Annotated in this window: 14 protein-coding genes; 7 read left to right on the top strand and 7 right to left on the bottom strand. The window is 73.3% G+C overall.

Annotated features, from left to right (window positions below; all coding sequences use genetic code 11):
• On the bottom strand, positions 1–534 hold a 534-nt coding region (locus tag AB0J39_RS09585; RefSeq protein ID WP_363462968.1), incomplete at its 3' end, for an FAD-binding protein.
• 203 nt (positions 535–737) lie between these two features.
• On the opposite strand from AB0J39_RS09585, the gene AB0J39_RS09580 reads away from it, so the two are divergent.
• The gene (locus AB0J39_RS09580; protein WP_363462967.1) at positions 738–3,650 is read left to right on the top strand and encodes a LuxR C-terminal-related transcriptional regulator; all 2,913 of its coding nucleotides are present in this window, start codon (positions 738–740) and stop codon (positions 3,648–3,650) included.
• A gap of 97 nt (positions 3,651–3,747) precedes the next feature.
• Positions 3,748–4,164, top strand: a complete 417-nt coding sequence (locus AB0J39_RS09575) for an SgcJ/EcaC family oxidoreductase (protein WP_363462966.1) — start codon at positions 3,748–3,750, stop codon at positions 4,162–4,164.
• Between the two features lie 169 nt (positions 4,165–4,333).
• Here the strand turns inward: AB0J39_RS09575 and AB0J39_RS09570 are convergent, their stop codons facing one another.
• The 3 genes from AB0J39_RS09570 to rfbH are packed head-to-tail and all read right to left on the bottom strand — an operon-like array spanning position 4,334 to position 8,404.
• Positions 4,334–5,359 carry a glucose-1-phosphate thymidylyltransferase gene (locus tag AB0J39_RS09570; protein ID WP_363462965.1) on the bottom strand — a complete coding sequence of 342 codons (1,026 nt, stop codon included), beginning with the start codon at positions 5,357–5,359 and terminating at the stop codon, positions 4,334–4,336.
• Positions 5,356–7,041: an amino acid adenylation domain-containing protein gene (locus AB0J39_RS09565; protein ID WP_363462964.1), complete on the bottom strand. Its 1,686-nt coding sequence runs from the start codon at positions 7,039–7,041 to the stop codon at positions 5,356–5,358. Before AB0J39_RS09565 ends, AB0J39_RS09570 begins: the two co-directional genes overlap by 4 nt.
• Positions 7,042–7,099: 58 nt before the next feature.
• Entirely contained in the window at positions 7,100–8,404 is a 1,305-nt protein-coding gene (gene rfbH / locus AB0J39_RS09560; protein ID WP_363462963.1) for a lipopolysaccharide biosynthesis protein RfbH, read from the bottom strand.
• A gap of 329 nt (positions 8,405–8,733) precedes the next feature.
• On the opposite strand from rfbH, the gene AB0J39_RS09555 reads away from it, so the two are divergent.
• From AB0J39_RS09555 to AB0J39_RS09545, 3 genes are all read left to right on the top strand, one after another.
• Positions 8,734–10,080 (top strand): nucleotide sugar dehydrogenase, encoded by a 1,347-nt coding sequence (locus tag AB0J39_RS09555; protein WP_363462962.1) that lies wholly within the window; start codon positions 8,734–8,736, stop codon positions 10,078–10,080.
• A 127-nt stretch (positions 10,081–10,207) separates the two neighbouring features.
• Positions 10,208–11,578, top strand: a complete 1,371-nt coding sequence (locus AB0J39_RS09550; RefSeq protein WP_363462961.1) for a condensation domain-containing protein — start codon at positions 10,208–10,210, stop codon at positions 11,576–11,578.
• 145 nt (positions 11,579–11,723) lie between these two features.
• Positions 11,724–13,355, top strand: a complete 1,632-nt coding sequence (locus tag AB0J39_RS09545) for an MFS transporter (RefSeq protein WP_363462960.1) — start codon at positions 11,724–11,726, stop codon at positions 13,353–13,355.
• Positions 13,356–13,540: 185 nt separating this feature from the next.
• Here AB0J39_RS09545 and AB0J39_RS09540 read toward each other — a convergent pair whose 3' ends face one another.
• Positions 13,541–13,969 carry an enediyne antibiotic chromoprotein gene (locus AB0J39_RS09540; protein WP_363462959.1) on the bottom strand — a complete coding sequence of 143 codons (429 nt, stop codon included), beginning with the start codon at positions 13,967–13,969 and terminating at the stop codon, positions 13,541–13,543.
• A gap of 537 nt (positions 13,970–14,506) precedes the next feature.
• Here AB0J39_RS09540 and AB0J39_RS09535 point away from each other — a divergent pair.
• Positions 14,507–15,829 carry a nucleotide disphospho-sugar-binding domain-containing protein gene (locus tag AB0J39_RS09535; RefSeq protein WP_363462958.1) on the top strand — a complete coding sequence of 441 codons (1,323 nt, stop codon included), beginning with the start codon at positions 14,507–14,509 and terminating at the stop codon, positions 15,827–15,829.
• 50 nt (positions 15,830–15,879) lie between these two features.
• Positions 15,880–17,334, top strand: coding sequence for an extracellular solute-binding protein (locus tag AB0J39_RS09530; protein ID WP_363462957.1), 1,455 nt, complete (start codon positions 15,880–15,882; stop codon positions 17,332–17,334).
• Between the two features lie 171 nt (positions 17,335–17,505).
• Here the strand turns inward: AB0J39_RS09530 and AB0J39_RS09525 are convergent, their stop codons facing one another.
• Both AB0J39_RS09525 and AB0J39_RS09520 read right to left on the bottom strand, forming a co-directional pair.
• A complete protein-coding gene (locus AB0J39_RS09525; protein WP_363462956.1) occupies positions 17,506–19,038 on the bottom strand; it encodes a methyltransferase domain-containing protein in 1,533 nt (510 codons plus the stop codon).
• Complete coding sequence (locus AB0J39_RS09520; protein WP_363462955.1) at positions 19,035–19,919, bottom strand: methyltransferase domain-containing protein; 885 nt, start codon at positions 19,917–19,919, stop codon at positions 19,035–19,037. The genes AB0J39_RS09525 and AB0J39_RS09520 overlap by 4 nt, the downstream gene beginning before the upstream one ends.
• Positions 19,920–19,990 lie beyond the last annotated feature (71 nt).

Raw genomic sequence — 19,990 nt, 5'->3', positions numbered from 1 at the left:
GTCGCCCTCGTTCTCCCGGTTCTCGTTGTCCACGACCACGACGGGCCGCCCGTCCCTGATGTCGTTGACGGCCCTTTCGATCGGGTCCAGCCTTACCGGGCCCGCCAGCGGCGCCAGGCCGAACGGCTCGGCCGCCGCGGTCACCTCCTGCCACATGACGCCGGGACCGACGCGGGCGATGCGCTGGTCCGGGTCGACCAGCACCGAGCCCATCGCGCCCGTCCTGAGCAGCAGGCCGCCGTCGCACGCGACCTGCGTGCCGTGCCCGGTGGCCTGGACCGCGAAGGGCAGGCCGGACTCGCGCGCCGCCACGATCGCGGCCCGCACGTCCGCGGGGCTCGTCGCCTCGGCGATCAGCGCCGGCCGCGGGTCGATGCTCGAGTACGGCGCCTCCCGGAGTGCGTCGTAGGCGGTGTCGCCGGGGAGGTGCACGGCGCCGCCGAACTCGCGGCGCAGGTCGCGCGCCACGGCCGGTCCGTCGCCGGGCCCGGCCTGCCGGGCCTGGTACGCCTGCCGCTGGACGTGCTGGCTCATCTCGGAAAACCTTCCCTCGTCTCGCGTGTCGACGGCGCGGTCGGGCTGTTGTCCGCCGTGCGCCCCTACTCCTGGCTCCGGACCATGATCTCCCGCGGACGGGCTCCGGGGCATCCGTGGCGACCACGGATTCACCACGGACGCGCCACGGATGGGGGCGAATGGGTGAAGATGTTGCGGTGACGTCGACGGGGCGCGGTGAGGTGTCCGCACGCGAAGCCGAGGTGCTCGAGGCGCTCGGTGCCCATCTGTCGAACGCTCAGATCGCACGGCGGCTGCAGATCTCGGTGCGCACGGTGGAGAGCCACGTGTCGTCGTTGCTGCGCAAGTACGGCGTCGCCGACCGGCGCGCCCTCGCGGCCGTCTTCGAGCAGGCCGCGGCCGAGCGGGCGGCGGCCGAGCGGCACAAAGCCGAGGGGCACCGAGCCGAGGGGCACCGAGCCGAGGGATACGCAACCGAGGGATACGCATCCGGGGGGCATGGGTCCCGGGGACATGGAACCGGGCAGCACGGAACCGGGCAGCGCGACGCCGGGGGGCACGGAACCGGGGGGCACGCGACGCCGGAAGGGCCGCCCGCCCGGCTGGCGGGCCTGCCCGTGGCCCGGACCTCGTTCGTCGGGCGTGAACGGGAGCGCGAGGCGGTCCTCGCGGCGTTCGAGACCGCGCGGCTGGTGACCCTGCTCGGGCCCGGCGGGGTCGGCAAGACCCGGCTGGCGATGGTGGTGGCCGGGGCGGCCGCCGCCTCGTTCGCCTCCGGCGGCGCGTTCGTCGACCTGGTGCCGGTGAGCGAGGGCTTCGTCGCGCAGGCGGTGGCCACCGCGCTGGACGTGACGGAGCGGCCCCGGCAGCCGCTCGACGACGCGGTGACCGAACGTCTCGGCCGGGACCGGTCGCTGCTGGTGCTCGACAACTGCGAGCACCTTCTCGACGAGGTGGCCGCGTTCGCGGTGCGGGTGCTCGACCTGTGCCCCGGCACCCGGATCCTGGTGACGAGCCGGGCCCGGCTGGGAGTCCCGGGCGAGCGCACGATCCCGGTCGCCCCGCTGCCTCCGGCGCCCGAGGCCGAACGGCTGTTCCACGAGCGGGCCGTCGCGGCCGACCCCGACTTCACCGCCGATCCCGCCCTGGTGGCGGAGCTGTGCGCCCGGCTCGACGGCATGCCGCTCGCCATCGAGCTCGCCGCCGCGCGCAGCGCCTCGCTGGGCGCCGACGGCCTGCTGACGGCCCTCGGCGACGTCCTGCGGCTGCTGGTCGGTGGTCGCGGGCCCGACGAGCGGCACCGGTCGCTGCGCACGGTCATCGGCTGGAGCCACGACCTGCTCGGCGAGGACGAGCGGGCGCTGTTCCGGCGGCTCGCCGTGTTCGCCGGCGGCTTCGACCTCGACGCCGCCGTCGCGGTGACGCCCGGCGGCGACACGAGCGAGGTCGCCGACGTCCTCGGGCGGCTGGTCGACAAGAGCCTCGTGGTCCATCTGCGGGGCCGGCCGAGCCGATGGCGGCTGCTGCGGACCGTGCGCGCCTTCGCCGCCGACGAGTTGTCCGGCAGCGGCGAGGAGGCCGGGACACGGGAGCGGCACCTGACGTGGGCGACCGCGGTCGCCGCGGATCTGCAGGCCCGGCTCCCCGGCGAGTGGCGGGACGGCGGATGGCGCGACGGCTTCGACGCCGTGGCCGACGACCTGCGCGCGGCGCTCGCCGCGGCGCCGCCCGGCCCGGGCGAGCGGCCGCATCGCCTGGCCCGGGCGCTGGGCCACCTCACCTACGCGCGGCGGTTCCTCACCGAGTCGCTCCGCCACTACACGGAGGCCGCGCGCCGGGCGCCCTCCCCCGCGGAGGCGGCCCGCGATCTGCGCAGCGCCGCCGACGGCGCGCACGCCATCGCTCCCTCCGGCGACCGGGCCTTCGATCTGCTGCTCGCCTCCGCCGAGCGGGCCCGCGACGGAGACGACGGCGACGGCAGGGCGATCGCCCTCGCCTCCGCCGTCGTCACGGCCAACCGGTTCTCGGCCGGCTTCGCCGAGGAGGTCCCGTACGAACGCCTGTGCGGCCTGCTCGGCGAGGCGGTGCGCGCCGGCGACTCCGGCGACCCCGTGGTCGCGGCGGCGCTCGCCGCCGCGACGGCCTGGAACGCCGGCCCGGAGAAGATGAACCCGGACGCCGCCCTCGCGCGGGCGGCGGTCGCGGCGGCCCGCGTCACGGGCGACCCCGTGCTCGTCAGCGCCGCGCTCGACGCGGTGTGCGCCGCGGAGACCACGGCCGGGCGGCTGCGGGAGGCGCACCGGGTCACCCGGGAGCGCTTCGCCCTGCTCACCGCGATGCCCAGGGACGATCCCCGGGCGGCCCCGGAGATCGTCGACACCTTCACCATGGCCTCGACGTACGCGGTGGCCACCGGCAACCTGCACACCGCGCTGCTGACCGCGCGAGCCGCCCTGGACGACGACCTGCTGGGCCACCACTCCTATCTGTCCGCGCTCAATCTGGTCATCCCCCTGGTGCTCACCGGGGAGTTCGAGGAGGCCCTGCGCCACGCGCCGGCCGTGTGGGACGGCTGGGAGCGGGCCGGCAGCCCCACCGCCGGCTGGCTGTCCCCCGCGGTCGCCGCGATCGCGCTCGCGCACGGACTGCGCGGCGACGAGCACGGATTCCGCTTCTGGCGCGCGCGGGCGACCCAGGTCGCGGGCCGGGCCCGCAACCACGCGTCGTTCGCGACGTTCGTCGACGCGCGCATCGCCGTCCACCTGGCGCGGTACGGCGACGCGGCCGCGCTCGTGGACCTCGTCTTCACGGACTTCCCGCAGGGGCGCTACCAGACGTACGCGCGGGCCGCCGGGGCCGAGCTCGCCGTGGCCGCCGGGCTGCCCGACGCCGCGCGCCGGATCGCGACCGCCGCCGAGGGCAACGAGAACGACTGGGCCGCCGCCTGCCTCGCCCGCGCGACCGGGCGGCTGCACGGCGACCTCGCCGCGCTGGAGGCGTCCGTGCGGGGGTGGGAGCGCGTCGGCGCCCGGTTCGAGCGCGCCTGCACCCTGCTGCTGCTCCCCGGGCGCGCCGCCGAGGGCCGCGCCGAACTCGCGGCCCTCGGCTGCCCGCCGCCGCCCCCGGGCGCCTGACGCCGTACGGGAGCGCACACGCAGAGATGCGTGGTCAGCGGCCCGGTCCCGACGATGGGGAGGTGAGTTCCAGCCGTCCAGCGAAGGAACAACGAGCATGAGCGCAACTTCGACGATCAACGACGAGATCGCGGCCCTCCGCGAGGTGCCCGGGCGCATCGTCGCCGCGTGGGCCGGCAACGACGCCGACGCCTTCGCCGCGGCCTGCACCGAGGACGCCACCATGATCCTGCCCGGTGGCGTCTTCGTCAGCGGACGCGAGGCGATCCGCGACTTCTTCAAGGCGGCCTACGCCGGGCCGTACAAGGGCACCCGGGTGACCGGCGAGCCGATCTCGGTCAAGTTCATCGGCGCCGACGCGGCCGTGCTGGTCACGCGGGGCGGCGTCCTGGCGCCCGGCGAGACCGAGGTCGCGCCCGAGCGGGCCATCCGGGCCACCTGGGTGCTCGCCCGGCAGGACGGCACCTGGCTGATCACGGCCTACCAGAACACCCCGATCGGCGCGGCGGCCTGATCCGCGCGCGGAACCGGCGACGAGGAGGACTCCGCGGAGTCCTCCTCGTTCCGTTTCCGGGGGCCCGCTCGTCAGCGGCCGGTGCTGCGGGCCCGAACGCCCAGGTGCTCAAGTGGTCAAGCGGCGCGGGCGGCGCGGCGGCGCGGGCGGCTCAGGCCGCTCGGGCGGCTCAGGCGGAGATCTCCACCCGGGTGTGGTCGCCGACCAGCAGGCGGTGCCGCGCCGCGCCGGGCCGGGTGGGGCCGATGACGGCGCCGCGCCCGATGATCGAGCCGTACAGGCCGGGGACGTCGGAGATCGAGGCCCCGTCCAGCACGATGGAGTCGGCCAGCCGGGTGCCGCGCAGCACGCAGCCCGCCCCGACGGAGACGTTCGGGCCCAGATGGCAGTCCTCCACCAGCGTGCCGGGGCCGATGATCGCCGGCCCGGTGACGACGGAGCGCACCACGCGGGCGCCGGGGGCGACCAGGACCTGCTCGCCGAGCTCGCCGAGCAGGCGGCGGTTGCACTCCAGGACGTCCTCGGCCTTGCCGGTGTCCTTCCAGTAGCCGCGATACTCGGTGGCCTTCACCGCCGCGCCCCGCGCCAGCATCCACTGGATCGCGTCGGTGATCTCCAGCTCGCCCCGGCGGCCGGGCCGGATGGCCTCGACCGCCTCGTGGATCGCGGCGGTGAAGAAGTAGACGCCGACGAGGGCCAGGTCGCTGAGGGGGTGCGCGGGCTTCTCCACCAGCCGCCGCACCGCGCCCGCCGCGTCCAGCTCGACGACGCCGAACTCGCGGGGGTCGGGCACGCGGTGCACCACCACCTGGGCCGCCGGCCGCCCGGCGCGGAAGTCCCGGGCGATGCCGGCGATCCCGTCCGGGAGCATGTTGTCGCCGAGGTACATGACGAAGTCGTCGTCCCCCAGGAACGGCCGCGCCAGCCGTACCGCGTGGGCCAGCCCGAGCGGCTCGTGCTGCGGGATGTAGGTGACCCGCACGCCGAGACGGTCGCCGTCGCCGATCACACGCGCGATCTCCGAGCTCCAGTGACCGACGACGAGCCCGATCTCCGTGACGCCGCAGTCGCGGATGTTGCCCAGCACGTGCTCAAGCACCGGCCGGTTCGCGATGGGGATGAGCTGTTTGGGCATGGAGTAGCTGAACGGCCGCAGCCGCGTGCCCGAGCCGCCGGACAGCACCAGGGCCTTCATGCGATCAACCCCTTCGGTCGCGCCTGGGCCGCCTGCCGGTCCTCGCGCTCGCGCCGCAACCGGTCCCGGTCCACCTTGCCGCCGGCGGTGCGCGGCAGGTGGCCCACGACGGTGAAGCTCACGGGCGGCATGGCCCTGCCGAACCAGCGGCGCAGCGCCGCGCGCCAGGCGGCGGGCGTCGCCTCGGCCGCGGCCGGCGCGCGCGGGACGACGTACGCCGCCAGGCTGGCGACCTGGCGGTGCGCGCCCGGCACGGCGACGACGGCGCATTCGGCCACGCTGTCGTGCGCGTTCAGGGCCGCCTCGACGTCGCCGAGCTCCAGCCGGATGCCGTTGAACTTGACCTGGAAGTCGCGGCGGCCCTCGAACTCCAGCACGCCGTCCTCCGTCCACCGGCCCCGGTCGCCCGTGCGGTAGTACCGGCCCCGGCGGGCGGACCCGCGCGGCGGGCGGAAGGCGGACCGCTCCCCCGCCGCGGCGCCGGCGTACCCGGGGGTGAGGTAAGGGCTGCGGATGACGAGCTCGCCGGTGACGCCGGGCGGGCAGTGGCGGTCCAGCTCGTCCAGCACCAGCACCACACGCCCGGGGATGGGCCGGCCGATCGGCACGCGGCCCTCGCCCGTCTCCGTCACCTCGTGCCAGGTGGCGAGGATCGACTCGGTCGGGCCGTACAGGTTGACCAGCCGGGTCGTGGGCAGGGCGGCGCGCAGGCCGCCGACCAGCTCGGCGGTGAGCGGCTCGCCCGCCAGCAGGAGGTGGCCCAGGGCGGGCGGGCGGCCCTCCGGCCCGACAGCCGCGATCGCCTCGAGCAGGCGGCGGGCGAAGCTGGGCACGGTCTGCAGGTGGGTGACGCGCTCGGCGGTGAGCCAGTCGGCGAGGCGCTCCGGGTGCGCTCTGATCTTCGGCGGCACGGGGCAGAGCGTCGCGCCCGCGACGAGCGGGGCGAACATCTCCACGAGGCTCGCGTCGTAGCCCGGCGCCGCCCACTGGGCCACCCGGGCGCCGGGCCCGATCCGGAACTCCCGGGCGAACCAGGTCACGAACTGCGCGAAGCCCCGATGAGTCTGCGGGATGCCCTTGGGCCTGCCGGTCGAGCCGGAGGTGTAGGCGACGTACATCAGGTCGTCCGGGTCCACGCCGGACGCGGCCGGCGAGACGGACGAGTCGGACGAGTCGGACGAGTCGGATGCGGCGGCCGGGGTCGGCGTGGGGGCCTCGGCCGGCCCGAGCAGGCCGGCGACGTCCAGGACCGTCCCGCGGAGGGTGCGGCGGTACCAATCGACGAGGTCGTCCCGCTCTGTCGCGTCACTCCCCGCCGCCTCACCTCTAGCCACGCCGCCGGAGACGCCGTCGAGCAACAGCCACGCGGGGCGCAGGTCCTCCAGCACGGCGGCGCCGCGCTGTCCGGCCGCGCCGGGGTCCAGGCAGAGCAGGTGGGCTCCCGCGCTCAGCGCCCCGAGCACGGCGGCGGCCTGACGCGGGCCGGGGTCCATCCGCACGGCCACCGGCCGGCCCGCGGCGCCGCTCGCGGTCAGCGCCGCGGCGACCGCGGTCGCCTGACGCGCCAGCTCGGCGTATCCGACGCCGTGGCCGCCCAGGGCGATCGCGACGTCGTCCGGCCGGGTCAGCGCGTGCCGGAGCACCCGCTCGTGGACCGGCCGGAAAGTGAGCGGTACGCGCATCTCGGTCCCCCTCGGAACGCGGCTCGTCTCGTGCGCAACCGGCAGCGCGGCCGGGCGGTCATCCACGTGCCCGCACGAATTCGGTGATGGACGAGACGACGTAGTCGATCATCTCGTCGGTCAGGCCCGGATACACCCCGACGTGGAAGGTCTGGGTGGTGATGATGTCGGTGTTGGTCAGCTCGCCGACGACGCGGTACGGCTGGTCCGCGTAGGCCGGGTGCCTGATCAGGTTGCCCGCGAACAGCCGGCGCGTGCCGATCTTGCGGTTCTCCAGGAAGTCCACCAGCTCGCCCGCCCCGAACGGCGCCTGCGGGTCGACCGTGATGACGAAGCCGTACCAGCTGGGGTCGCTGCGCGGGGTCGCCTCGGGGAGCAGCAGGTGCGGCACCCCGTCCAGGCCCTCGCGCAGCCGCCGCCAGTTGCGCCGCCGCGTCGCGCAGAAGTCGTCGAGCTTGTCGAGCTGGCTGAGGCCGAGCGCCGCCTGCAGCTCGGTCGCCTTCAGGTTGTAGCCGACGTGCGAGTAGATGTACTTGTGGTCGTAGCCCTTCGGGAGCGTGCCCATCTGGTAGTCGAACCGCTTGAGGCAGGTGTTGCTCTCACCGGGCTCGCACCAGCAGTCGCGGCCCCAGTCGCGCAGCGACTCGACGATCCGGGCCAGCACCAGGTTCGAGGTGAGGACGCAGCCGCCCTCGCCCATCGTCATGTGGTGGGCCGGGTAGAAGCTCACCGTCGCGAGGTCGCCGAAGGTGCCGGTGGGCTCGCCGTCGTACAGGGCGCCGACGGCGTCGCAGTTGTCCTCGATGAGGAAGAGGTCGTGCTCGGTCGCGAGCCGGGCCATGTCCACGACGTCGAACGGGTTGCCCACGGTGTGCGCGATCATGATGGCCTTGGTCTTCGGGCCGATCGCCCGCTCCACCGCCTCGACCGTCGGGTTGTACGTGCCGAGCTCGACGTCCACGAAGACCGGCACCAGGCCGTTCTGCAGGATGGGGTTGACCGTCGTCGGGAAGGCCGCGGCGACCGTGATCACCTCGTCGCCCGGCCGCAGCCGCATGTCCTGCAGGCGCTGCGAGGTCAGCGCGGAGACGGCCAGCAGGTTCGCGGAGGACCCGGAGGTGGTGAGGAACGCCTTGCGCCGCTTCATCTTGCGGGCGAACAGCGACTCGAACTTACGCGCCCGCTGACCGGCGGCCACCCGCAGGTCCAGCGCCGCCTCGACCAGGGCCACGCGGTCCTCGACGTCGTGCACCGCCCCGGTCGGCCAGATCTCGGTCACCCCGGGCACGAATTCCCCGCCGGTCTGGACATCCTGGTGATACTTGCGGACCTCGTCCAGGATCAGCGCCTTGTGATCGTTCATCTCAGGTCCTTGTCGGTCGAGTGGACGGTGCCGGTCGTCTTCCGGCCGGCCACGGGCAGGTCACGGGGGAGCCACGGACGCACCGTCCCAGCATCCGGCGGCGCCGATCGCCCCGCATCTCCTGGATTGCCGCCCAGGGGCCGTAATTCGCGCCGTATTACGCGCGGCGTTTTCCCCTTTCGCACGCCGGGAGATGCGGCGGGCGGCGGGCGGGAATGACGATGCGAACGGAGAATCGCGTCAGGATCCGGCGGTACGCCGGAAATATCGACGGGGACGCGCCCGGCAACACCAGGAAACACATTCCCATTTCGACTCAGGAGCGTTTCATGCGTTTCCTACCCGACCAGCGGGACCTGAAAGTGGCGGTCGTCGGACTCGGCTACGTCGGCTCGTGCCTGGCGGCGATCCTGGCCGACCGCGGCTGCACGGTCACGGGCGTGGACATCGACACCGCCCTGCTCGGCGAACTGGCCCGCGGGCACTGCCGCTACCAGGAGCACGGCCTGCCCGAACTCGTCGCGGCCGCGGTCGCGTCCGGACGCCTCCGGGTGACCGCCGACTACGCCGGCGTACGGGACGCCGATGTGGTGCTCGTCGCCGTCAGCACGCCCGTCCACCCGGACGGCTCGCTGCTGGACGACCACCTGCGTGAGGCGTGCCGGCGTCTCGGCGCCCACCTGCGCGAGGGCCAGCTCGTGCTGCTCAAGAGCACGGTGCCGCCCGGCACCACCCGGGATCTGGCCCGGCCGCTGCTGGAGCGCGGCGGGCTCGTCGCGGGTGAGGACTTCGGGCTCGCCTTCACCCCGGAGCGGTTCGCCGAGGGCACCGCGCTGCGCGAGCTGCGCTCCCTCCCGATCGCCGTGGGCGGGCTGAACGACGACAGCACCCGCGCCGGGACGGAGTTCTGGCGCCGCGTGCTCGACGTCGCGATCGTCCCGATGGACTCCCCGGAGGCGGCCGAGATCGTGAAGCTGGCCGACAACTGGTGGATCGACCTCAACATCGCGCTCGCCAACGAGCTGGCCAAGTTCTGCGCGCTGTACGACGTGGACGTGCTCGACGTGATCGCGGCGGCCAACACGGTCCCCAAGGGCACGGGGAACGTCAACATCCTGCTGCCGAGCGTGGGCGTGGGCGGGTCGTGCCTGGTCAAGGACCCGTGGATGGTCTGGCACTCGGCCCGCCGGCGCGGCCTGGAGATCCAGACGGCGCCGGCCGGGCGCAGGGTCAACACCGGCATGCCGGAGTACGCGGCGCAGCTGGTCGTGGACACGCTGGTGCGGCTCGGCAAGGACCCCGCCACGGCCACGGTGGCCGTGCTGGGCGCGGCGTTCAAGAACGACACGGGCGACCTGCGGGCGACGCCGGTGGAGGCCTTCGTGACGACGCTGGCCAAGGCCGGGGCCACGGTCCGCGTCCACGACCCGCTGGTGGACCCGGTGCAGGCCGAGGCGCTGTTCGGCGTCGCTCCCTGCGCCGACCTGCGGGAGGCCGTGCGGGACGCCGACTGCGTCGCCGTCATGGCCCTGCACCGGCCGTTCAGGGACATCGACTTCGCGGACCTGCCGGTGGCGCCGGACTGCCTGGTGCTGGACGGCCGGGCCTACTACCCGAAAGACAAGATCGCGGAACTGCGCCGGCTCGGTTACGTCTACCAGGGCGTCGGGCGGTGAATTCCACGCCGGACATCCGCATACGGCAATCCAGAATAAGCGTGCCCGGGAAAGCCGCTCCTACCATCTGAGCTACCCGCGCGCGCAGACACAGGGCGAAACCGCCTGCTAGCGAAAGGCTTGTGGTGTGAGCGTCTCCGAGATCCCGAACGCGCCGAGCGAGCCGGCGAGCCGGGTGCCCCTCTCTCTCAATCAGGAATTCCTCTGCATTTTCGACGAGGGAGACGATTCCGGGCCTTTCGGCCCCCGATACAACATCTTCTACGCGAGCCGGCTGCGCGGAAGGGTCCACGTCGACACCCTGCGGGCGGCCCTGCACGACGTCGCGGAGCGCCACGAGGCCCTCCGCACGCTGATCGTCCGCGACCCCGAGGACCGCCACCAGCGGATCCTCCCGTCCGGCCCGGTGGAGCTGACGCTGCGCGACCTGTCCGGCGTCGCCCCCGCCGACCGCGACCGCCGCGCGAGCGAACTGGTCAACGAGATCGAGGCGGGCTCCTACAGCGCCCGCGATGTGCCGCTGCTGCGGGCCGTGCTGGCCCGGTTCGACGACGAGGACGCCGTCCTCGTGCTGATCGCGCACCACACCGCGGCCGACGCGTGGTCGATGCACGTGATCATGCGCGACCTGGCCCACAGCTACGCCGCCCGGCGCGGACGGGAGGCCGCCGCCCTCCCCGAGGCGCCGCAGTACCGCGACTACACGCTGTGGGAGCAGGAGCGCGCCTCGTCCCCCGCCCTGGACCGCGCGCGGGAGTACTGGCGCGAGAAGCTGCGGGGGGCGAGCATCCTGACGCTGCCGACCGACCACCCGCGGTCGGCCGGGCTGGCCAAGACGACCGGGTGGCACCGGTTCACACTCGGCCCCGAGCTGAGCGCCGCGACCCGCCGGACCGCCAAGGAGCTGCGCTGCTCCACGTTCATGGTCCTGTTCGCGGCCAACAACATCCTGCTCAACCGGATCACCGGCGTGAGCGACGTCGTGGTCCCGACGTTCACCACCGGGCGCACCCAGGAGCGGTTCCACACCACCGTGGGGTCGTTCTTCAACTTCGTGCCGCTGCGTACGGACCTCACCGGGTGCGACAGCTACCGGGAGGCGGTGCGGCGGACCCGCGCCACCTGCCTGGAGGCCTACTCCCACGACATCCCCTTCGCCCAGATCGCCGCGGAGGCGCCCGAGCTGATGGCCCCGGCGGCGGCCGACGACCGCGCGCTGTTCCTCTTCCAGGTCTTCCAGTCGCCCTTCGGGATGGCCGGCGAGGTGGTCGGCGACGTCGAGTACGCCGAGGTGCCACGGCTCGTCTCCCAGCCGGTGGGCGGGGACATCCCGGACGGCTCGCTGTGCGAGCTCAACCTCACCCCGTCGGGGGAGATCATCGGGACCCTGGGCTTCAACACCAACCTGTGGCGGGCCGACACGATGGCCGAGTGGATGACCGAGTTCGACAGCGTGCTGCGAGCGGTGGTCACCACTCCCGACGCCCCCCTGCGCTGAGGCTCGCCGGCGGGGCCGCGGCCCCGCCGGAAGCCGCCGCGTGTGCGGAGCCGGTGAAGAGCGACGCGCGCGCACCCCCCACCCGACAATCGCTCGTCGTCGCTCCCCCGCAACGGCCCGGGCGACCAGACGGAAGGACTCCTTCATGCACGCAGGCACCGAATCCGGCCCGGCCGAGCGGGCCGGGCGCAGGGAATGGATCGGGCTGGCCGTCCTGGCCCTGCCCACGCTGCTGCTGTCGCTCGACATGAGCGTGCTGTACCTGGCACTGCCGCACCTCAGCATCGACCTGGGGGCCGACGCGACCCAGCAGCTGTGGATCACCGACATCTACGGCTTCCTCATCGCCGGCTTCCTGGTCACGATGGGCACGCTCGGCGACCGGATCGGCCGCCGCAAACTGCTGCTCATCGGCGCGGCCTGCTTCGCCGCCGCCTCGGCGCTCGCCGCGTACGCGTCCAGCCCGGAGATGCTGATCGCCACCAGGGCGCTGATGGGCGTCGCCGGGGCCACGCTGATGCCCTCGACCATGTCGCTGCTCGGCATCATGTTCAAGGACCCCAAGCAGATGGGGATGGCGATCGCCGTCTGGATGAGCTGCTTCATGGGCGGCATGGCGATCGGCCCGGTCGTGGGCGGGATCATGCTCACCAACTTCTGGTGGGGCTCGGTGTTCCTGCTCGGCGTGCCGGTGATGGGGCTGCTCCTGCTGGTCGGGCCGCGCCTGCTGCCCGAGTATCGGGACCCCGAGGGCGGGCGGCTCGACCTCGCCAGCGTCGCGCTCTCCCTGGCCGCCATCATGCCGGTCATCTACGGCCTCAAGGAGGTGGCCAGGAACGGCTGGCAGGTGCTGCCCGTCGTCTCCGTCGTGGCCGGCCTGATCATCGGCGCGGTCTTCGTACGGCGTCAGCGCAGCCTGGCCAGCCCGCTGCTCGACCTGCGGCTCTTCGGCAACCGCGCGTTCAGCGTCGCCCTGGTGATCATGATCGGCGGCGGCGTCATGAGCGGCACCCACCTGCTGGTCAACCTGTACCTGCAGACGGTCGAGGGGCTCTCGCCGCTGCAGGCCGGAGGCTGGCTGGTCCCCTCGACGCTCGCGACGATCGCCAGCGTCATGATGGCCCCGGCCATCGCCCGGCGGGTCCGCCCCGCGTACGTCATCGCGGGCGGCCTGGTGGTCACGGCGGCCGGTTACCTGCTGATCACGCAGGTGGGCAGCGCGACGGGCGTCGCCCTGCTGGTGGCCGGTCTGATCGTCAGCTCCGTCGGCGCGGGCCCCATGGGAGCGCTGGGCACCGGCCTCGTCATCGGGTCCGCCCCGCCGGAGAAGGCGGGCTCCGCGTCGGCGATCTCGGAGACCACCGGTGAGTTCGGCATCGCGTTCGGCATCGCCGTCCTCGGCAGCGTCGGCACGGCGGTCTACCAGGGCGCGCTGTCCGGCACCATCCCGGCCGGGGTCCCGGCCGAGGCCGCGGGCACCGCCGGGGAGAGCATCGCCGGGGCCTACGCCGCCGCGCAGCAGTTGCCCGCCCCGCTCGCGACCGAGCTGCTGACCACCGCCCGCGAGGCCTTCACCACGGCGCTGAACTCCACCGCCGGCGTCAGCGCCGCCATCGCGCTCGTGCTCGCCACGCTGGCCGCGGTCGCGCTGCGGCACGTTCCCGCGAGCGGCGACGCGGAGCAGGAGGGCACGGGTGAGGAGGGCGGCGAGCGGCTGCCCGAGACGGAGGCGGAGTCCGTCCAGGAGCCGGCCGAGGCGGCCGCGCGTATTTCCTGAGGCCGTTTCGAACAGTCCGTCGTGCACGAGAGGCGGGAGGCGGGCCCGGGGGCGGCGCGCACGCACCCGGGCCGCGAGCCTCCGTCTCGCGCGAACGACGGTGATCGACCAGATTCGCCCGGAGATGGGCCTTGCCGGTTTAATTGGCTACCGGCAGGGCCCATCTTCTGGTGCGGGCACCCGGCTCAGCGGAAGGACAGCACCACGTCCCCGAGAGCCAGGTTCTGGTTCCCTGCGCCGATGTAGCAGCTCGTCGTGCCGCAGTCCACCGTGCCCAGCGACACGCCGTCGTGCGTCACGGCCTGGTAGGTCTTGTGCACGGGCAAGGTGAACGTGGCCGCGCCGCTCGCGTTGGTGGTGAACGTGGTGGCGGTGCTCCCGTCGCACCCGAACGACGCGCCGATGTTGGCGCACTGCGCGATGCCGTACACCTCGTTCGCGCCGGCGCCGGTCACCGTGACCGTCACGGTGTCGCCGTCGTGCAGGCCGGACGCCGGCGACACGGAGAACGTGGGCGCGGCGGCCGCCGCGGCCGTCTGGGAGGCGACGGTCAGACCGACCATCATGGCGGCGGCGACACCGAGCTTGGCGAGAACGCCGGTCTTGTTCCTCATTTCCGCATCCTTTCTTCGAGCGGTCAGTGGTGCTTGCAAGAACAAATGTGCTTGATTCGCGACCGGCATTCCAGACAAATCCCTGTCAGCATGTTGCGCGCGACTTGACACCTTTCTGTCATCGAAGTCATTGATATTCGTCATCAAGTTGATCAAGGGCCCTCAGCCGGCTCCGCACGAGACGCCTCAGCCGTGCTCCGCAGGGGACACCCTGGCCGTGCTCCGCGCGAGACACCCTGGCCGTGCTCCGCACGAGACGCCTCAGCCGTGCTCCGCACGAGACGCCTCAGCCGTGCTTCGCACGAGGGAAGATGCGCGTGATCAGGCGGCGATGTGACGCTGGCGGCATGCGAGGTCCCGGCCACGACCGCGGCGTGCCGCTGTTCGCGCGCACGCCCCGGCCGAGCACCCGCGCCGCCACCGCTCGCTCCACGCCGCCGTGCCCGCCGGGCGGCCCCGAAATCGCGCGGCCGGGTGGGACGCCCCGGCGCTCCCCCGCCGCGGTCCACGTCCGTCGTTACAGATGCAGGAGCCTCGATGAAGGTAATGCTCACGGTCTGGCCGCAGAAGTGCCACCTGTACCCGATCATTCCGTACGCCCACGCCCTGCAGACCGCGGGACACGAGGTCCGCATCGCCTGCCCTCCGGGCGCCGAGGCCGACATCGTGGCGGCGGGGCTCAGCGCGGTCGTCTGCGGCACCCCTGAGGCGACCGCGCAGGGGTGGGCCAGGCCCGACCTCGCGCCCAACCCCGGCGAGATGGACCGTCTCGCCGACGCCGTGAAGATCGGCTCCGCCGACCGCGACAGCTGGGACGTGTTCTTCCAGTTCCTGCTGTCCGCGGCGAAGTACCACCTCCCGCCGGAGCCCAGCACCGACAACGACGCCCTGGTCGCGTTCGCCCGGAGCTGGCGGCCCGACCTGGTCCTGTGGGACCCCTGGTTCCCCGGCGGAGCCGTGGCCGCGCGCGCCTGCGGCGCGGCGCACGCCCGGATGCTGATGGGCCCCGACTACAGCGGCTGGGCGACCGAGAGGTTCGCCGAGCACGCCGGCGGCGCCACCGGCTCGGGCGACGTGCTCAACCCGCTGGCCGAGGCGGTGCGCCCGTTGGCCGAGCGCTACGGCGTCGAGGTCGACGAGGAGCTGCTGCTCGGCCAGTGGACCCTCGACCCGCTGCCGCCCGAGATGCGCCTGTCCCGCGACCTCTCCTCGCTGCCCGTCCGCTGGATCCCCTACAACGGCGGCGGCGTCGTGCCGGAGTGGCTGTACGGCAGGCCGGAGCGGCCCCGGATCGCCCTGTCGGTGGGCCTGTCGACCCGGACCTACCACAAGGGCGAGTGGCGGACCCCCAAGATCCTCGAGGCCGTCGCCGACCTGGACGTCGAGCTCGTCGCGACGCTGAACGCCGACCAGCTCGTCGGGCTGCCCCCGCTGCCGCCGAACGTGCGCACGGTCGACTACGTCCCGCTGACCCAGCTGCTGCCGACCTGCGCGGTGAGCATCAACCACGGGTCGAGCGGCACCTTCTGGTCCTCGGTGGCGGCGAACCTCCCGCAGATCATCACCGACACCGACGAGAGCCAGCGGCTGGAGTTCCACGAGGACGGCGGCAGCACGATCCCCGAGCGGCACATCCTCTCGCCGATCGCCACCGCGTACGTGACCGGACGCGGGGCGGGGCTGCGCCTCGACCACCAGAAGCAGTCGGCCGAGGAGGTCCGCGACCTGATCGTCAAGGCGCTGGAGGACCCGTCGATCCGGGCGGGCGCGGACGCGGTGCACGAGGAGTGGCTGGCCAAGCCGAGCCCCTCGGACATCGTCCCCGACCTGGAGAAGCTGACCGGCCAGCACCGGCGGTAGCGCCGGGCCCGCCGAAGCCACGCAAGAGCGAGCGAGCACGAGGAGATGGAATGAAGGACCGAATCGTCCTCGACGTCTGGGTGCCGGACCTGACCTTCCCCGGCTGGATGGACCGGTGGTACGAGCAGGGCCGGGACTTCGAGAAGGCGCACCCGGAATACCGGGTGAACATCGTGGGCCAGGACTTCTGGACGTTCCCGCTCAAGGTGGCCGAGGCGGCCGCCGAGGGGCGGGCGCCGATGGTCGCGGAGATCTACTTCTACATGGGCCAGGCCGCCCGGGACATGCGCAACAGGGACGGCAGCCCGGTCTTCACCTCGGTGGAGAAGGCCGTCGGGGGACGCACCGAGATCCTCGGCGAGCCCGTCGTGATCGACGACCTGCTGCCGGCCTTCCGCGACTACTACTCCCTGGACGGCGACCTCACCTCGATGCCGTCCGGCGGCACGACCAGCCTGCTGTTCGCCAACGCGAACCTGCTGCGCGCGGCCGGCGTCTCCGAGCTGCCGCAGACGTGGACGGAGGTCGAGGCCGTCTGCGACGAGATCGCCAAGCTCCGCAACGGTCCCGCGCACGCCATCACCTGGTCGAACCACGGCACGTTCTTCCAGCAGGCGCTCGCCAGCCAGGGCGGGCTGCTGGTGGACAACGACAACGGCCGCTCCGGCCGGGCCACCACCGCCTACCTGGCCTCCGACGAGATGCTCGCCTGGGTCGAGTGGTGGCGGGGGCTGCACCGCAGAGGCCACTACCTCTACACGGGCAAGATCCCCGACTGGGCGGGCACGTTCAAGGCCTTCGCCGACCAGGACGTGGCGATCAGGTTCACCTCGTCAAACGACGTCAACTACATGGTCCAGGCGGCCGAGCAGAGCGGGTTCCCCATCGAGATCGGCATCTTCCCCTACAACGAGAAGGTCCCGTACGTCGGCAACGCGGTGGCGGGAACCTCGCTGTGGCTGGCGAACGGCCTGGACGAGGCCACCCAGGACGGCGCGCTGGCCCTGATCCAGTTCCTGCACAACCCGCGCAACGCGGCCGACCGGCACAAGTTCAGCAGCTTCATCCCGATCACCCGCGCCTCCTATGACCTGCTGGAGGAGGAGGGCTGGTTCGACAAGCACCCCTACCACCGGCTGGCCTACGAGCACGTCAGCCGCTACCCGAGCGGGGCGACCGTCGACCCCGCCCTGGCCGGCGGCGTGCCGCTCTCCCAGGGCGCGCTGTTCGGCGACTTCGCCGGCAACCAGGACGTCATGACGCGCGCCATGGGCGACGTGCTGGCCCACGGCGCCGACCCGCTGGTCCGCTTCACCGAGGCCACCCTGGAGGCCCAGCGGCTGCTGGACGCGTACAACGAGTACGCGCTGCGCAACGGGTTCCGCGACCCGGCGGGCACCCCCGGCCACAGCCTCGCCGTGGAGTCCTTCAGCGAGGCCTCGGCCGGCCGGGACTACTCGGCCGCCGACCTGGAGAAGGTCGTACGGCTCAAGCTCGCCCGCTGAGCCCCCGTCGCACCCCGAGGCCGCCGTCCCCCACCGGGGCGGCGGCCTTCTCCTGTGCGCCCCGGGAGAGGGGCACGGCCCTCTGGACGGCGGGAGGACGGCAGCGGAAGGGCCGGCCCGGATGCCCGGACCGGCCCTGACGTACGCCCGCTCAGCCGCGCGGGTGACTTCTCAGCTGGGACGCTCGGCCGTGATGATGACGAAGGTGCCGGGGCCCCGCTCGTCCCGGATCGTCAGCCCCGCCGCGGCCAGCCACGCCTTGATGTCGTCGAGGTCGAACAGCTCCAGCCCGCCCTGGTGCCCGGGGAAGAAGTGGCGCGACTGGAAGTAGCGGGCGATCGGGTCGGAGGGCGTGCGGAACGTCAGGAACGTGAACGTGCCGCCGGGACGCAGGCAGCGGCCCACGTCGGCGATCGCCTCGGCCGCGTGGTCGGGGAACGCCTGCAGGGCGTTCCAGCACATCACCGCGCCGAGCGTCGCGTCGCCGAACGGCAGGCTGCGGGCGTTCGCCATCACGGCCGGCACCTGCGGCAGCCTCCTGCGCAGCGCGGTCAGCATCGGCGGGTACATGTCCAGCGCGATGAGCCGCTCGGCGCCCACCGCGTTCATCAGGGTCTCCGTCCACCGGCCCGCGCCGGCGGCCAGGTCGAGCACCGGCCCGTCCACCGGGCGCACGTGCTCGGCGATGTAGGCGTCCTCGTCGGCGGGCGTCACCGCGGCGCCCCAGTTGGAGCCGGCCAGCCGCAGGAAGTTCGGCCGCGCGTAGGCCTCGTAGAAGTGGCCCATGCTCGGCACCTCGGCCAGCTTGTAGAGGAAGTCGCCGGCGTTGCGCTCGGCGTCCTCGGTGAGGTTGAGGATGCCGCTCGCGATCGGGTAGGACGCCGAGCAGTCGGCGCACCGCACCCCGTCGCCCTCGAAGGCCAGCGGGCCGCGGCAGTGCGGGCAGCGGAACGCCTCCGCGTGCCGCGCGAACAGGTCGACGCCGGCCTCCGGCGGGGGCGGGAGGGTGTCGCGGGGCGGCACGGTCCCGACCTCCACGGGCGTGGGCGCGCCGTTCCCGGCCGCCCAGTACGCCATGGCGCCGAGGTTGCCCAGCACGGTCTGCGTGTCGTTGTTCCAGTTGCGCGTGATCTGCTCGGCCGGCAGCCGCTTGATCCAGGAGTTGTCGAAGTCCCGCTCGGCCTCGTCCATCAGCGCCCACACCGCCGGTGAGGGGAAGACCCGCCCCAGCACCGGGTTGTCCGGGTCCAGCCGCTGCAGGGCGCGGTCGAGCTTGGACAGGTCGTACACGTCGAGCCCCCGGCCCTCGGCCGCGGCCAGGACGCGCTCCCGGTCCTCGGGGAAGTGCCCGAGCAGGTAGGCCAGCGCCAGCGACAACGGCTGCCCGTTCGCGCTGCCGGCCCACAGCTCCAGGTAGAGGTCGAGGCCCTGCCGTACGGCCGCGGCCACCTCGCCGTCCGTGGGGTCCTCGGCCTCCGCCAGCATGCCGAGCAGGACCGCGAGGTGGGCCCCGCCGTCGTCGCCGATCCGCTCCAGCGTCTCCACCAGCAGGGGCACGGCGGGCAGGGCGAGGTCCGTCAGGGCGCCGTCGTGCCACAGCGCGTCCACCAGGCGCCGGAACTCCTCGTCCCGGCGCTCCGGCGGCGCGTCGGCGAACGCGTGCAGGAGATCGGCGACGGCCGGCTGCACAAGGGATGTGGTCATTTGCGCGTCCTTTCGCGGGGGAACTCGCGGGGGGCTTGGTCGTTGCGGGGCTTGCGCGCGGAGACGATCACGTAGCCGATCTGGTCCGGCCGGGGGGCGAAGAAGCCCAGATGACGCTGCGAGAACCGGGTCACGGCCTCCTCGCCGAACCTCCCGGCCACCTCGTCCCGCCTGGCCATCGCGGCCTTGATGTACTTCGACTTCCTGCCGAACACGCGCGGGCCGCACTGGGTGTGCTCCTCCACCGCGAACCCGGCGGCACGCACGCGGTCGAGCCAGCCCTGTGTGGTGGGCAGCTCGCGCAGCTTGAGGGTGTCCATGAACTTCGCCACCCGTTCGGGCTCGGCCGGCGACTCCAGGCTGAAGTCCGAGAGGGTGAGGCGGCCGCCCGGCCGCAGCACCCGGTGCAGCTCGCCGAGCACCCGGTCGAGGTCGGCCGCGTTCTGCAGCGACTCCAGGGCCAGCACGGCGTCGAAGGAGGCGTCCGGGTAGGGCAGGGCCGCGTAGTCGCCGTACTCGACGCGCACCAGGTCGCCGACGCCGGCGTCGCTCACCCGCGCCCTGGCCGTGTCGATCTCGAAGCGGCTCACCGTGACGCCGGTGACCCGCACGCCGTAGGTCCGGGCGAGGAAGACGGCCGTCGCGCCCGGCCCGCACCCCGCGTCCAGCAGGTGCTCGCCGGGCCGCAGGCCCAGGGTGTCGGTCACCTTGCGGCCGAGGCGGTGGATCGCCTCCGCCAGCGGGGTGTCGTCCTCGTCGTCGTACCAGTACCACATGTGGATCTGGCCGTCGCGCAGCACGTCGCCGATGGGCGAGCGCTCGTCGTAGTGCCTGCCGATCTCTGCCGTATCGACGGCTTCGGAACCCACTTCGAAAGCCATGGAGATGTCGCTCCCATCGTGCCGCCCTCATCTGGGCGGACGGGCTCGGACCCGGGACACAACGCGTCGAC

Source organism: Microbispora sp. NPDC049633, assembly GCF_040675265.1.
Classification (GTDB): Bacteria; Actinomycetota; Actinomycetes; order Streptosporangiales; family Streptosporangiaceae; genus Microbispora; species Microbispora maris.
This window is presented reverse-complemented; position numbering and strand designations above follow the sequence as displayed.